The following is a 15,071-nucleotide window of genomic DNA, read 5'->3' on the forward strand; positions in this document are numbered from 1 at the left end:
AATGAACGAACTGACCAACTTCGCCAATCCGGTCGCCAAGCCGGAAACCTTCGACCAGATCCAGATCGGCATCGCCTCGCCGGATCGCATCCGTTCGTGGTCGTTCGGCGAGATCAAGAAGCCCGAGACGATCAACTATCGCACGTTCAAGCCCGAACGTGACGGCCTGTTCTGCGCGCGCATCTTCGGTCCGATCAAGGATTACGAGTGCCTGTGCGGCAAGTACAAGCGCATGAAGTACAAGGGCATCGTCTGCGAGAAGTGCGGCGTCGAGGTCACCGTCTCGAAGGTCCGCCGCGAGCGCATGGGCCATATCGAGCTGGCCGCCCCGGTCGCGCACATCTGGTTCCTCAAGTCGCTGCCGTCGCGCATCGGCCTGCTGCTCGACATGCAGCTCAAGCAGCTCGAGCGCGTGCTGTATTTCGAGGCGTATATCGTGATTGAGCCGGGCCTCACCCCGCTCGAAAAGTATCAACTCCTCACCGAGGACGAGCTGCTCGACGCGCAGGATGAATATGGCGAGGACGCGTTCTCGGCCGGCATCGGCGCCGAGGCGGTTCGCATCATGCTCGAATCGCTTGATCTCGAAGGCGAGCGCAAGGATCTGCTCGAGGAACTCGCGACCACCAAGTCCGAGCTCAAGCCCAAGAAGATCATCAAGCGCCTCAAGGTCGTCGAGAGCTTCATCGATTCGGGCAACCGCCCCGAGTGGATGATCCTCGAAGTCGTGCCGGTCATCCCGCCCGAGCTGCGTCCGCTGGTGCCGCTCGACGGCGGCCGCTTCGCGACCTCGGATCTGAACGATCTGTACCGCCGCGTCATCAACCGCAACAACCGCCTGAAGCGGCTGATGGAACTGCGCGCGCCGGACATCATCGTCCGCAACGAGAAGCGCATGCTCCAGGAAGCGGTCGACGCGCTGTTCGACAACGGCCGCCGCGGCCGCACGATCACCGGCGCCAACAAGCGTCCGCTCAAGTCGCTGTCCGACATGCTCAAGGGCAAGCAGGGCCGCTTCCGTCAGAACCTGCTCGGCAAGCGCGTCGACTATTCGGGCCGTTCGGTCATCGTGACCGGTCCGGAACTCAAGCTGCACCAGTGCGGCCTGCCCAAGAAGATGGCGCTCGAACTGTTCAAGCCGTTCATTTACGCGCGCCTCGACGCCAAGGGCCTGAGCATGACGCTCAAGCAGGCGAAGAAGTGGGTCGAGAAGGAGCGCAAGGAAGTCTGGGACATCCTCGACGAGGTGATCCGCGAGCACCCGGTCATGCTCAACCGCGCGCCGACGCTTCACCGTCTCGGCATTCAGGCGTTCGAGCCGGTGCTGATCGAGGGCAAGGCGATCCAGCTTCACCCGCTGGTCTGCTCGGCGTTCAACGCCGATTTCGACGGTGACCAGATGGCGGTCCACGTGCCGCTCAGCCTCGAGGCGCAGCTCGAAGCGCGCGTGCTGATGATGTCGACCAACAACATCCTCTCGCCCGCCAACGGCAAGCCGATCATCGTGCCGTCGCAGGACATGGTGCTGGGTCTGTACTATCTGTCGATGCTCAAGGAAGGCGAGCCCGGCGAGGGCATGCTGATCTCGGACATGTCGGAAGTCCATCAGGCGCTCGAGGCTGGCGCGGTCACGCTCCACACCAAGATCATCAGCCGCGTTCCGCAGACCGACGAGAATGGCCAGCCCTACCTCAAGCGCTATGAGACCACCCCCGGTCGCATGCTGCTCGGCGAGTGCCTGCCCAAGTCGTCGAAGGTGCCGTTCGATACCGTCAACCGCCTCCTCACCAAGAAGGACGTCGGCGACGTGATCGACGAGGTGTATCGTCACACCGGTCAGAAGGAGACCGTGCTGTTCGCCGACGCGATCATGAGCCTCGGCTTCCGTCACGCGTTCAAGGCGGGCATCTCGTTCGGCAAGGACGACATGATCATCGCGCCGGACAAGGACAAGCTGGTCGATGAGACCCGCGAGCAGGTGAAGGACTTCGAGCAGCAGTATCAGGACGGCCTGATCACGCAGCAGGAGAAGTACAACAAGGTGATCGACGCCTGGAGCCGGTGCGGCGATCAGGTCGCGAACTCGATGATGAACGAGATCAAGGCGGTCAAGCGCTACGAGGACGGCCCCAACAAGGGCCGCGAGAAGCCGATCAACTCGATCTACATGATGGCGCACTCGGGTGCGCGCGGTTCGCAGGCGCAGATCAAGCAGCTTGCCGGCATGCGCGGGCTGATGGCCAAGCCGTCGGGCGAGATCATCGAAACGCCGATCATCTCGAACTTCAAGGAAGGTCTGACCGTCCTCGAATACTTCAACTCCACCCACGGCGCCCGTAAGGGCCTCGCGGACACGGCGTTGAAGACCGCGAACTCGGGCTACCTCACCCGCCGTCTGGTCGACGTGTCGCAGGATTGCGTCATCATCGAACTCGATTGCGGCACCGAGCGTGCGCTCGAGATGCGCGCGATCGTGCAGGGCGGTTCGACGATCGCCTCGCTCGGCGAGCGTATTCTCGGCCGCACCACGGCGGAGGACATCATCGACAGCAAGACCGGCGAGATCGTGATCCCGCTCGGCACGCTGCTCGACGAGCCGATGGTGGCGCGGATCGAGGCGATCGGCACGCAGGCGGTCAAGATCCGCTCGCCGCTGGTGTGCGAGACCAAGATCGGCGTCTGCGCCAAGTGCTACGGGCGTGATCTCGCCCGCGGTACGCCGGTGAACATCGGCGAGGCGGTCGGCGTCATCGCGGCGCAGTCGATCGGCGAGCCGGGCACGCAGCTCACGATGCGTACCTTCCACATCGGTGGCGCGGCGCAGCTCAACGAGCAGTCGAACCTCGAAGCGGTCACCGACGGTACGCTCGAATACCGCGATCTGCGCATCATCACCGATCAGCGCGGCCGCCGCGTCGTGCTGTCGCGCTCGGGCGAAGTCGCGATCGTCGACATGGACGGGCGCGAGCGTTCGGTCGATCGCATCCCCTACGGTGCGTACGTGCTGCACGACGACGGCGCGATCGTCTCGAAGGGCGATCGTCTGGCCGAGTGGGATCCGTTCACCATGCCGGTCATCACCGAGAACCCCGGTATCGTGAAGTATCAGGATCTGATCGAGGGCAAGACGCTCACCGAACAGGCCGACGAAGCGACCGGCATCTCGCAGCGCGTGGTCATCGAATACCGCGCGACCAGCAAGGCGAAGGAGGATCTGCGTCCGCGTCTGACCCTGCTCGACAGCGGTTCGGGCGAGGCCGGCCGCTACATGCTGGTGCCGGGCGCGACGCTCTCGGTCGAGGATGGCGCGGAAGTCCAGGGCGGTGACGTTCTGGCGCGCGTCAGCCGCGAGTCCGCCAAGACCCGCGACATCACCGGTGGTCTGCCGCGCGTCGCCGAGCTGTTCGAGGCGCGCAAGCCCAAGGAAAATGCCATCATCGCCAAGGTCTCGGGCCGCGTGGTGTTCGGCAAGGACTATAAGGCGAAGCGCAAGATCGGCATCCAGCCGGAGGATGGCGGCGAGGTCGTCGAGTATCTGGTGCCCAAGTCGAAGGTGATCGACGTTCAGGAAGGCGACTACGTCAAGCGTGGCGACAACCTGATCGGCGGCAGCCCCGATCCGCACGATATTCTCGAAGTGCTCGGCATCGAACCGCTGGCGGAATATCTCGTCTCGGAAATCCAGGAGGTCTATCGTCTGCAGGGCGTGAAGATCAACGACAAGCACATCGAGACGATCGTTCGTCAGATGCTGCAAAAGGTCGAGATCACCGACGGCGGCGACACCACGCTGCTGGCGGGCGAGCAGGTCGATCGCGACGAGATGGATGCGATCAACGCCAAGCTCGAGCCGAACCAGGCGCGTGCCGTCGGCAAGCCCGTCCTGCTCGGCATCACCAAGGCGTCGCTGCAGACCCGCAGCTTCATCTCGGCGGCATCGTTCCAGGAGACCACCCGCGTCCTCACCGAGGCGGCGGTCCAGGGCAAGCAGGACACGCTGATCGGCCTCAAGGAGAACGTCATCGTCGGCCGGCTCATCCCGGCGGGCACCGGCGCCGGCATGAACCGCCTGCGGATCGCGGCCTCGTCGCGGGACGCGGCACAGCGGGTGGCGATGCGCCGCATGTCGGAAGTGGCCTTCGTCGCGCCGAACTCGGCGGCCGAAGAGCACGAAGCCGAACTGGCCCGCAGCCCGCGTGACGCCGCCGGCACGCGCGACGCGCTTGCCGCCGTCGAGCCCTCGGGCACCGGCACCGATGCCGACGCGGGCGATTATCTGGAGAGCTGATCGGCTCGTCAGACACCAACGCGAAAGCCGCCGTCCGGGGATGCCCGGGCGGCGGTTTTTCGTTTGGGGACATTCGTCCGCGCGCCTTCCTCTCCGTTCGGCCTGAGCGAAGTCGAGGGATGATCGCGGAGCGCAGACGCCTCGCCTTCGCTCGGCGCGAAAGGATTGGGGTGGTGATGGAGGATGCTGCACCGGCGCGGGGGCGACCGCCCTCCCCAACCGTCACCCAGCGTAAGCCGGCGTGACGCTAGGAGGCTATTCCTCGACCAGCTTCATCAGCCGCCGCTCGACGGGCGCGAGCACCGGGCCAAGTTCATGCCCGCGCTTCACCACCGCGCCCTGTTCGCCGACCAGCGCCCACATGCCCTGCTTGTTGCGCAGCGCCGGCCGCTTCTCGATGCGGAACTCAGGGCGTTCGGCGGTGCGGCGATAGCAGGAGAACACCGCCGCCTCCCGCCCCAGGTCGATCGCGTAATCGCGCCAATGCCCGGCCGCGACCATCCGCCCGTACAGATCGAGAATACGGTTGAGTTCGAGCCGCTCGAAGCCGATCTGCGCGGGCCTGCCCGGCGGCTGGGGAAAAGGCGTGACCGTCCCCATCAGGCGCGGCTGCGCACATCCTCTTGCTCCGCGAGCAACGCGTCGAGCCGCTTGCGCATCGTCTCGATCTCGCAGCGGAGCAGCTCGACCTTCTGGGTCTGCGGATCGAACACGTCGCTGCACGGCGTGCCATAGGCGAGGAACCCCGGCTTCGCTTGCCCGCCCTCGATCATCGTCGGCCGGGCCGGAATGCCGACCATCACCGCGCCCTCGGGCACGTCGCGGGTCACCACCGCGTTCGCGCCGATGCGCGCGCCCTTGCCCACCGTGATCGGCCCGAGCACCTGTGCGCCCGAACCGATGATGGCATTATCGCACAAGGTCGGGTGGCGCTTGCCCGCCACGCCATTGTCGGGGCTGGTGCCGCCGAGCGTGACGCATTGGTAGATCGTCACATTGTCGCCGATCTCGGCGGTCTCGCCGATCACGGTGAAGCCGTGGTCGATGAAGAAATGCCTGCCGATCCTGGCGCCGGGATGGATGTCGATCGCGGTCGTCATCCGCGACAAATGGTTGACCAGCCGGGCGAGGAAGAACAGCCGCGCCGTGAACAGCCGATGCGCGACGCGGTGCCAGACCAGCGCCCACACCCCCGGATAGGTCAGAATCTCGAGACGCGATCGCGGCGCGGGATCGCGCGCCTTGATCGAGTCGAGATACGCGACCAACCGTTGCAACATCACGCACGTCCCCTCTTCGATCGACGGTATCTAGGCGTTCGCGCGTGCGAATAAAAGTGCGACGAAAACCGCGAAGCCGCTGGATTTAAACCCCATCTTCCCTGTAGGAATTGGAAACCGAGCCATTCCGGCGCGTTATGCTTGCGCAAGGAGCGCGAATGCCGGATTTTTCCACGATCGACTTCGCCGCTATCCTGCCCTTCATCGCGATCGGTTTCGCGGCACAAGTGATCGACGGCGCGCTCGGCATGGCGTTCGGCCTCATCAATTCGACCTTGCTGGTCAGCATGCTCGGCATGCCGCCCGCGCTCGCCTCGGCGAGCGTCCACGCGGTCGAGACCTTCACCACCGCCGCCTCGGGCACCAGCCACATCGTCCACCGCAACGTCGACTGGCGGCTGTTCGGGCGGCTGGTGGCTCCCGGCGTGCTCGGCGGCGTGCTCGGCGCTTATGTGCTCAGCAACATCGACGCCGCCGTCGCGCGCCCGTTCGTGATGGCCTATCTCGCCGCGATCGGCCTGTTCCTGCTGTTCCGCGCCTGGCGCGGCGCGCTGACGCTGCGCTCGCCCAGGATCGTCGCGCCGCTCGGTCTCGCCGGCGGGTTCCTCGATGCGGCGGGCGGCGGCGGCTGGGGTCCGGTCGTCACCTCGAACCTGCTCGTGCAGGGCTCGGCCCCACGCACCACGATCGGCACGGTCAACACCAGCGAATTCTTCCTCACCGCGACCGTCTCGATCACCTTCTTCACGCAGATGGGCTGGGCGGCCTTCTCGCTGGCGACGCTAGGCCTGCTGATCGGCGGACTGGCCGCCGCCCCGCTCGGCGGCATGGTCGCGAAACACGTGCCCGCGCGGCCGCTGATGGCGATGGTCGGCACGCTGTTGACGGTCACCAGCGCCTATACGATCTGGCAGGCGCTGCGGTAAGCAGCGACCGGCCCGCCCCCGTACCACCGTTCGTCCCGGGCGAATTACCACCGTTCATCCCGAGCGAATTACCGCCGTTCGTCCCGAGCGAAGTCGAGGGATGCGCCTCAAGCGCTGCCCGTGGTCTCGACACGAACGGTTAGGGAACATCCTCTAGCCGCAAGGCCCCGCCTGCGCTATCCGCACATCATGTCCAAGGAAGATCTGTTCGCCGCCGCGCCAAAGCCCGATTTCGAATATGACGCCTCCTCGATCGAGGTGCTCGAAGGTCTTGAGCCGGTGCGCCGCCGCCCCGGCATGTATATTGGCGGCACCGACGAGCGCGCCTTGCACCATCTCGCCGCCGAAGTGGTCGACAATGCGATGGACGAGGCGGTCGCCGGCCATGCGACGCGGATCGAGGTGGTGCTCGACGCGGGCAACCGTCTCACCGTCATCGACAACGGCCGCGGCATCCCGGTCGATCCGCATCCCAAATTCCCCGGCAAATCCGCGCTCGAAGTGATCCTCTCGACGCTGCATTCGGGCGGCAAGTTCGAGGGTAAGGCGTATCAGACCGCCGGCGGCCTGCACGGCGTCGGCATCAGCGTCGTCAACGCTTTGTCGTCCGACACCACGATCGAGGTCGCCCGCAACAAGACGCTCTATCGCCAGCGCTTCTCGCGCGGCGTCACGCTCGGCCCGCTCGAGGCGCTCGGGCCGACCCCCAACCGGCGCGGCACCTCGGTCAGCTTCGTGCCCGATACCGAGATCTTCGGGCCGGAACTCCACTTCAAGCCCGCCCGGCTCTACAAGCTCGTCCGCTCCAAGGCGTATCTGTTCGCGGGCGTCGAGGTGCGCTGGCGCTGCGCCGCCGGGATCATCACCGACGACACCCCGCCCGAGGCGGTGTTCCAGTTCCCCGGCGGCCTCGCCGATCACCTGCGCGAGCAGATCGGCAACCGCGAATGCGCCACCACCGATTTCTTCGTCGGGCGGCAGGATTTTCCAGGCGAGCAGGGCCGCGTCGAATGGGCGGTGGCGTGGCCGCTGTGGAGCGACGGCAGCTATAGCTGGTATTGCAACACCATCCCCACCCCCGACGGCGGCACGCACGAACAGGGCCTGCGCGCCGCGCTGGTGAAGGGCATCCGGGCCTTCGCCGATCTCGTCGGGCAGAAGAAGGCCAAGGACATCGCGCCCGAGGACGTGATGACCGGCAGCGAACTGATGCTCTCCGTGTTCATCCGCGACCCGCAGTTCCAGAGCCAGACCAAGGACCGGCTCACCAGCCCCGAGGCGGCCGCGCTGGTCGAGCGCGCGGTGCGCGACCATTTCGACCATTTCCTCAGCGACAATATGGAGCGCGGCAAGGCGCTGCTCGGCTATGTGCTCGATCGGATGGACGATCGCCTCCGCCGCAAGGCCGAGCGCGAGGTCAAGCGCAAGACCGCGACCAGCGCGCGCAAGCTGCGCCTCCCCGGCAAGCTCACCGATTGCGCCGCCGACAGCCCCGAAGGCACCGAACTCTTCATCGTCGAGGGCGATTCGGCGGGCGGCTCCGCCAAGCAGGCGCGCGACCGCAAGACCCAGGCGATCCTCCCGATCCGCGGCAAGATCCTCAACGTCGCGAGCGCCACGTCGGCCAAGATCCTCGCCAATCAGGAGATCGCCGATCTCATCCAGGCGCTCGGCTGCGGCACGCGCAAGGACTGCAACCCGGAGAATTTGCGCTACGAACGCATCGTCATCATGACCGACGCCGATGTCGATGGCGCGCATATCGCCACGCTGCTGATGACCTTCTTCTTCCAGGAGATGCCCGATCTGGTGCGGCGCGGGCATCTGTTCCTCGCCCAGCCGCCGCTCTACCGGCTCACGGCGGGCACCAAGAGCCTCTACGCGATGGACGATGCCGATCGCGGCCGCATCGAGTCCGGCCCGTTCAAGAACAAGAAGGTCGATGTCGCACGCTTCAAGGGTCTCGGCGAGATGAACCCGATGCAGCTCCGCGAGACCACGATGGACCCGGCCACCCGCCAGATGCTGCGCATCACGCTCCCGCAGGAATATGAGGAGCGTGCCGGCGTCAAGGATCTGGTCGATCGGCTGATGGGCACCAACCCCGCGCACCGCTTCGCCTTCATCCAGGAGAATGCCGCGCGCATGGACGTGGCCGAACTCGACGCCTGATCCGCCCGCACGCCCGCGCCACTGGCAAAGATCGCGCCAATCGCCTACATGCGCCCTCTCTCATGGCAACGACTCTCCCCTCCCCGCCGCGCGTCGGCATGGTTTCGCTTGGCTGTCCCAAGAACCTCGTCGATAGCGAGCGCATCCTCACCAAGCTGCGCAGCGACGGCTATCAGATGTCCCCCGATTACGCGGGCGCGGATGTCGTGCTGGTCAACACCTGCGGCTTCCTCGATTCCGCCAAGGAGGAGTCGCTTGAAGCGATAGGCGAGGCGATCGCCGAGAATGGCCGCGTCATCGTCACCGGCTGCATGGGCAAGGAAGCCGAGACGATCCGCGCGCGCTTCCCCAACGTTCTCGCCGTCACCGGCGCGCATCAATATGAGGAAGTGGTCGGCGCGGTCCATGACGCTGCGCCGATGCCGCCGAGCGCATTCCTCAATCTTGTGCCCGACAGCGGCCTCAAGCTCACCCCGCGCCATTACAGCTATCTCAAGATCAGCGAGGGCTGCAACCACCGCTGCTCGTTCTGCATCATCCCGAGCCTGCGCGGCGATCTCGTCAGCCGCCGGCCCGATGCGATCCTGCGCGAAGCCGAGAAGCTGATCGCGGCGGGCACGCGCGAGCTGCTCGTCATCAGCCAGGATACCTCGGCCTATGGCGTCGACATCCGCCACCAGCCGCGCCCGTGGCATGGCGCGGAGGTGCGCGCGCACATGACCGATCTGTCGCGCGAACTCGGCAAGCTCGGCGCGTGGGTGCGGCTCCACTATGTCTATCCCTATCCGCACGTCGATCAGGTCATCCCGCTGATGGCCGAGGGGCTGGTCCTCCCCTATCTCGACATCCCGTTCCAGCATGCCAGTCGCAACGTGCTCAGGCTGATGAAGCGCCCCGCCAACGAGACCAAGGTGCTGGAGCGCATCAAGCACTGGCGGACGATCGCGCCCGATATCGCGATCCGCTCGACCTTCGTCGTCGGCTTCCCCGGCGAGACCGAGGATGACTTCGCCTATCTGATGGACTGGCTGGAGGAAGCCCGGCTCGACCGTGTCGGCGCGTTCCGCTTCGAACCCGTCGAAGGCGCCGCCGCCAACGCGCTGCCCGATCCTGTGCCGGAAGAGATCAAGGAAGAGCGCTACGCCCGGCTGATGGCGCTCACCGCGCGCATCTCGGCGGAGAAGCTCCAGGCCAAGATCGGCCGCACGCTCGACGTCATCATCGACGCGGTCGGCGAGGATGGCGCGACCGGCCGCTCCAAGGCCGACGCGCCCGAGATCGACGGCGAGGTCCACTTGCGCGACGCCGGCCACCTCGCCCCCGGTGACATCGTACGGGTCGCGATTGAGGATGCCGACGAACATGATCTGTTCGGGGTGCCCGTAGCCGCGTGACGACTCCTGCCGAAGCGCTCGCAAGCTGGCAGCCGCAGCGTTATGCCGCGGTGCGCCGCGCCGTCCGCACCGGCGATCTCGCGATCTGCTCGGGCAACCAGATGTTCTCGCGCGCCATCCAATGGGCGACCAAGAGCCAGTGGAGCCACATCGCGATGATCGTCCGGCTCGAAGAGCTCGACCGGGTGATGGTGCTGGAGGCGGTGCAGAAGATCGGCGTGCGCTGCGTGCCGCTCAGCCGCTGGGTCACCGATTTCCAGCCGCGTCACAAGCCCTTCAACGGCAAGGTCGTGATCGCCCGCCACGATCAGGTCGCGCGCGCCACGCAGGATCAGATGCGGCGGATGAGCGGTTTCGCCACCGGCCAGCTCGGCTGTCCGTTCGACGCGGCCGAACTCGCCAAGATCGCGCTCCGCATCGGCCTCGCGCGCTTCGGCGTGCGGCTGCCGCACATGATCCAGCCCAACGACGAATATTTCTGCTCCGAATATCTCGACGAATGTTATCAGCGGCTCGGCGTGAAGATCCCGTGGGACGGGCGCGGCTTCATCGCGCCGTCCGATTTCGCGCGCGCGCCGCACGTGCAGGCGGTGATGCGGGTTTCGCGCTTCCCGTTCCGCACGGGTGCGATACAAGACGACGAATGAAAGCCCTGCTCGCCGCGCTGTTGCTCACCGCCGCTCCGGTTTCCGCGCAACACTTGTCGCCGGTCGAGACCGCCAGGATCGACACGATCGTCACCGAAAGCCTCGCGCGCACCGGCGTGCCCTCCGCGTCGATCGCGGTCGTGCGCGACGGCCGAATCGTTCTCGCCAAGGCCTATGGCAAGCAGTCCGAGACGATCCGCCAGCCCCGCGCCGACGCCAAATACCCGATCGCCTCGATCTCGAAGCAGTTCACCGCCGCCGCGGTGCTGCTGCTGCGCGATCAGGGCAAGCTCAGCCTCGACGACACGGTCTCGAAATACATCCCCGGCATCAGCGGCGGCGACGTCATCACGATCCGCCAGTTGCTCAGCCACACCTCCGGTCTGCAGGATTACTGGCCGCAGGATTACAGCTTCGCGGCGATGCGCAATCCGGTCACCCCGCAGGACATCGTCGATCGCTGGGCGAAGAAGCCGCTCGATTTCGCGCCCGGCACCCAATGGCAATATTCGAACACCGGCTATGTCGTCGCGGGCATGATCGTCGAGAAAGTCGCCGGCATGCCCCTGCTCGATTTCCTCAAGGCCCATGTCTTCACCCCGCTCGGCATCGCCCCGGTCGATCAGGATCTCGCCACCGGCCCCGGCTATCCGCAGGGCTATCAGCGCTTCGCGCTCGGCCCGGTCCGCCCCGAGCCGCCCGCCGCGCACGGCTGGCTGTTCGCGGCCGGAGAACTGGCGATGTCGGCAAGTGACCTCGCAAGATGGGACATCGCCCGGATCAACCGCACTGTGCTGCCCGCCGCCGACTGGACCGAGCAGGAGACCCCGGTCAAGCTCACCAACGGCACCACCAACGGCTACGGCCTCGGCGTCACCGCCGGCGAGCAGTTCGGCCACCGTTTCGTCGAGCATAGCGGCGAGGCGGTCGGATTCCTGTCGCAGAACACCGTCTTCCCCGATGACAAGGCGGCGGTGGTGGTGCTGGTCAACGGCGATTTCAGCGACGCGTTCAGCAGCATCGCCGCGCGGATCGCCGAAACCATCCTGCCGCCGTCGCCCACCCAGCGCGCCGAGGCCGCGAGCACTGACAAGGCCCGCCGGGTCTATACGATGCTGCGATCGGGCACGCTCGACCGCACGCTGATGACCGCGGACTCCAACGGCTATTTCACCGCCACCGCACTCGCCGACTACAAGGCGACGCTCGGCCCACTCGGCGAACCCAGGAGCTTCGATCTCGTACGCGCGCCGCGACTGCGCGGCGGTTTCGTCAACCGCACCTATCGCGCGGTCTATGCCGATCGCACGCTCAACGTCGTGACCTATGCCGAACCCGGCGAGAGCGGGCGCTACGAACAATTCCTGGTGATGCCGAGCCAATGACCTACGATCCCACGCCCCTGCTCCAACCCGATCGCGGCCAGAGCGCCCGCACGATCCACATCGTCACCACGGATGCGTTCGCGGGCTGGCGCACCGCCCAGCCGCCGCGTGTACGCGCTGCGCTCGACGCCGCGCGTGTCGAAGCCAAGCCGGGCGCGAGCGCGATCCTGCCCGGCGCCGAGGCCAAGGACTGGTCGGTGCTGCTATGCGTCGCCAAGACCCCGCTCGGCACGTGGGATCTCGCCAAACTCGCCGAAACCCTGCCCGATGGCAGCTACCGGCTCGACGGCGCGCAAGCGGGCGCGGCGCTGCTCGGCTGGGCGCTCGCCCAGCACGCCTTCACCCGCTACAAACAGCCCGATCGCACCCCCGGCCGCGTGCTGCTCACCACCGAGCCGGCGCGCATCCCCGAAACGCTGGCGCTCGCCCGCGCCACCGCGCAGGTGCGCGATCTCGTCAACACCGCCGCCGCCGATCTCGGCCCGGCCGAGCTCGAGGCCGAAGCCGCCGCGCTGGCCGAAGCGCACGGCGCGCAGCTTGCCGTTACCAAGGGCGCCGCGCTCGCCAGCGGCTATCCGATGATCCACGCGGTCGGCCAGGCCGCCGCGCACGGGCGCGAACCCCGGCTGATCGAACTCGAATGGGGCAACCCCGCGCATCCCCGCCTCGCCGTGATCGGCAAGGGCGTGTGTTTCGATTCGGGCGGGCTCGACATCAAGCCCTCCGCCGGCATGCGGCTGATGAAGAAGGACATGGGCGGTGCCGCCCACGCGCTCGCGCTCGCCGGGCTCATCATGGGCGCGCATCTGCCGGTGCGGCTCCATCTGCTGATCCCGGCGGTGGAGAACGCGATCGCCGGCAACGCCTTCCGCCCCGGCGACGTGCTCGCGACCCGCAAGGGGCTGACCGTCGAGAACACCAACACCGATGCCGAGGGCCGGCTCATCCTCGGCGACGCGCTCACCCGCGCCGGCGAGACCAGCCCCGAACTGATCCTCGATTTCGCCACGCTGACCGGCGCCGCGCGCGTCGCGCTCGGCCCCGACCTCCCCGCCACCTTCGCCAATAACGATGCGCTCGCCGATGCCTTGCTCTCGGCCGGCACCGCGACCGAAGACCCGCTGTGGCGGATGCCCCTTTGGGACGGCTATGACGACATGCTCGCCTCGGACATCGCCGATCTGCTCAACGCCCCCGACGGCGGCTTCGCCGGCGCGGTGACGGCGGCGCTGTTCCTGCGCCGCTTCGTTCCCGAAGGCGCGCAATGGGCGCATCTCGACACCTTCGCATGGCGCCCGAGCGCCAGGCCGGGCCGCCCCAAGGGCGGCGAGGCGCTCGGTTTGCGCGCCGTCTGGGCGATGCTCAAGGACCGCTACACCGCAGCGTGAGGGCGCGCGGGTTCGGGCCATTACGAATGGCCGCGACCGGGCCTACCGATATCGTCACGCGATGGACTCGCCACGATCCCTTCCGGCCCAGCGTACGGACGCGCCGCGCGAGGTCGAGATCAAGCTGGATCTGGACGGCGCGGCGGCGGCGATGCTCGAGACAGCGCTGTCCGCCCGCGCCCGGCCGGAACGGCTCGAACAGCGCGCCGTCTATTTCGACACGCCCGACCACCGGCTGATCGCGGCCGGCTTCACGCTGCGTATCCGCGCGTGCGGCGGCCGTCTCGTCCAGACGGTGAAGACGCTGTCGCCCGGCGCGGGCCTGTTCGGTCGAGGTGAATGGGAACGGCCGGTGACGGCGCTCCGCCCGGTCGCCGATTCGCGCGTCACCGGGCTCCCCCTCGACGCCGAGAGGGTGGACGCGCTCGTCCCCGTCTTCGTGATCGAAACCGCGCGCACGCGGTGGCGCCTCGCGTCGCCGGATTCGGCCACGCTGGTCACCGACCGCGCGCTGATCCAGGCGAGCGATCGGCAATGCATTTTCCACGAAGCCGAGGTCGAACTCGAACCCGGCGGCGGTGGCATCGGTGCGGCCTTCGCGCTGGTCCGCCAGCTCGACGCGGCGGCGCCGCTGCACATCGCGGTGCTGAGCAAGGCCGAGCGCGGCTATCGCCTGCTCGGGCCGGTCGCGGCCGCGTACAAGGCCGAGCCGGTGGCGCTCGATCACGGGATGACGGTCGCTCAGGCGCTGCCGGTGCTGATCAACGCCTGCCTGCGCCACTATCGGCTCAACGAAGCGATCCTGCTCGACCGACACGAGGGCGAAGCGGTCCATCAGGCGCGCGTCGCGCTGCGCCGGTTACGATCGGCGCTCGCGATCTTCCGCGCGCTGCTCGATGCACGCGCGCGGCACGTCGATGAAGCACTGGCGCGCCTCGCCCGGGAATTGGGGGCGGTCCGCGATCTCGACGTGGCGTTGCAGCGGGAAGACCTCGCGCCGTACCGCCCCGTCCTCAAACGGCGGCAGGCGGCCGCCTATGCCGCCTTGGTGGCGACGCTCCGCGCGCCCGAGACGCGCGCGGTGTTCCTCGATGCCACCGCCTGGCTCGCGGATATCGCGGCGCCCGGCCCGCAATCACCGATCGACGATCGCCCCCTCGCCGCCTTCGCGCGCGACGCGCTGACCCGCGCGCGTCGCCGCCTCGCACGCCGCGCCAGACACTTCGAACGCCTCAGCCCCGCCGCCCGCCACCGCACGCGCATGGCCGCCAAGCGGCTGCATTACGCCGACGACTTCTTCGCGCCGATTTTCACGGCGGCCAACCGCCCCCGCCGCATCGCCCGCTTCTCCCGCGCGCTCGGGAAGCTTCAGGACCGGCTCGGCGAACTCAACGATCTCGCCACCGCGCACGCGCTCATCCGCGATCTCGGCGTCATTGAGCGGGACGGCCGAAGCGACCGCAAACCGCTGAAACGCGCACACCGCACACTCCGCCACGTCCTGCACCTGCCGCCATATTGGCGCGACGGTCGGGATGGCGCTCGCGCCGGCGGGTGACGAAGCCGGCGGCGGGGAGGCCGAGGAACACAC

At 67.4% G+C, this 15,071-nt stretch carries 10 protein-coding genes; 8 read left to right on the plus strand and 2 right to left on the minus strand.

What is annotated here, in order from left to right; genetic code table 11:
• Nucleotide 1 precedes the first annotated feature (1 nt).
• Nucleotides 2–4,288: a DNA-directed RNA polymerase subunit beta' gene (gene rpoC / locus BLS81_RS02700; RefSeq protein WP_093220371.1), complete on the plus strand. Its 4,287-nt coding sequence runs from the start codon at nucleotides 2–4 to the stop codon at nucleotides 4,286–4,288.
• Between the two features lie 255 nt (nucleotides 4,289–4,543).
• Here the strand turns inward: rpoC and BLS81_RS02705 are convergent, their stop codons facing one another.
• Together BLS81_RS02705 and epsC are read right to left on the minus strand one after the other, a co-directional pair.
• Nucleotides 4,544–4,888 (minus strand): DUF2794 domain-containing protein, encoded by a 345-nt coding sequence (locus tag BLS81_RS02705; RefSeq protein WP_093220374.1) that lies wholly within the window; start codon nucleotides 4,886–4,888, stop codon nucleotides 4,544–4,546.
• Nucleotides 4,888–5,568, minus strand: coding sequence for a serine O-acetyltransferase EpsC (gene epsC / locus BLS81_RS02710; RefSeq protein ID WP_093220376.1), 681 nt, complete (start codon nucleotides 5,566–5,568; stop codon nucleotides 4,888–4,890). Before epsC ends, BLS81_RS02705 begins: the two co-directional genes overlap by 1 nt.
• A 158-nt stretch (nucleotides 5,569–5,726) precedes the next feature.
• Between epsC and BLS81_RS02715 the strand changes: the two genes are divergently transcribed.
• The 7 genes from BLS81_RS02715 (at nucleotide 5,727) to BLS81_RS02745 (ending at nucleotide 15,038) form a co-directional block, all read left to right on the plus strand.
• Entirely contained in the window at nucleotides 5,727–6,494 is a 768-nt protein-coding gene (locus BLS81_RS02715) for a sulfite exporter TauE/SafE family protein (RefSeq protein ID WP_093220379.1), read from the plus strand.
• A 189-nt stretch (nucleotides 6,495–6,683) separates the two neighbouring features.
• On the plus strand, nucleotides 6,684–8,666 hold the full coding sequence (gene parE, locus BLS81_RS02720; protein WP_093220382.1) for a DNA topoisomerase IV subunit B: 1,983 nt from the start codon (nucleotides 6,684–6,686) through the stop codon (nucleotides 8,664–8,666).
• A gap of 62 nt (nucleotides 8,667–8,728) precedes the next feature.
• Nucleotides 8,729–10,060, plus strand: a complete 1,332-nt coding sequence (gene rimO / locus BLS81_RS02725) for a 30S ribosomal protein S12 methylthiotransferase RimO (RefSeq protein ID WP_093220384.1) — start codon at nucleotides 8,729–8,731, stop codon at nucleotides 10,058–10,060.
• Entirely contained in the window at nucleotides 10,057–10,707 is a 651-nt protein-coding gene (locus BLS81_RS02730) for a YiiX/YebB-like N1pC/P60 family cysteine hydrolase (protein ID WP_093220387.1), read from the plus strand. Before rimO ends, BLS81_RS02730 begins: the two co-directional genes overlap by 4 nt.
• Complete coding sequence (locus BLS81_RS02735; RefSeq protein WP_093220389.1) at nucleotides 10,704–12,092, plus strand: serine hydrolase domain-containing protein; 1,389 nt, start codon at nucleotides 10,704–10,706, stop codon at nucleotides 12,090–12,092. Before BLS81_RS02730 ends, BLS81_RS02735 begins: the two co-directional genes overlap by 4 nt.
• On the plus strand, nucleotides 12,089–13,480 hold the full coding sequence (locus tag BLS81_RS02740; protein WP_093220392.1) for a leucyl aminopeptidase family protein: 1,392 nt from the start codon (nucleotides 12,089–12,091) through the stop codon (nucleotides 13,478–13,480). Before BLS81_RS02735 ends, BLS81_RS02740 begins: the two co-directional genes overlap by 4 nt.
• Nucleotides 13,481–13,541: 61 nt before the next feature.
• A complete protein-coding gene (locus tag BLS81_RS02745) occupies nucleotides 13,542–15,038 on the plus strand; it encodes a CYTH and CHAD domain-containing protein (protein ID WP_093220395.1) in 1,497 nt (498 codons plus the stop codon).
• Nucleotides 15,039–15,071 lie beyond the last annotated feature (33 nt).

It is taken from the genome of Sphingomonas sp. NFR15, from assembly GCF_900103265.1.
Taxonomy (GTDB): Bacteria; Pseudomonadota; Alphaproteobacteria; order Sphingomonadales; family Sphingomonadaceae; genus Sphingomonas; species Sphingomonas pollutisoli.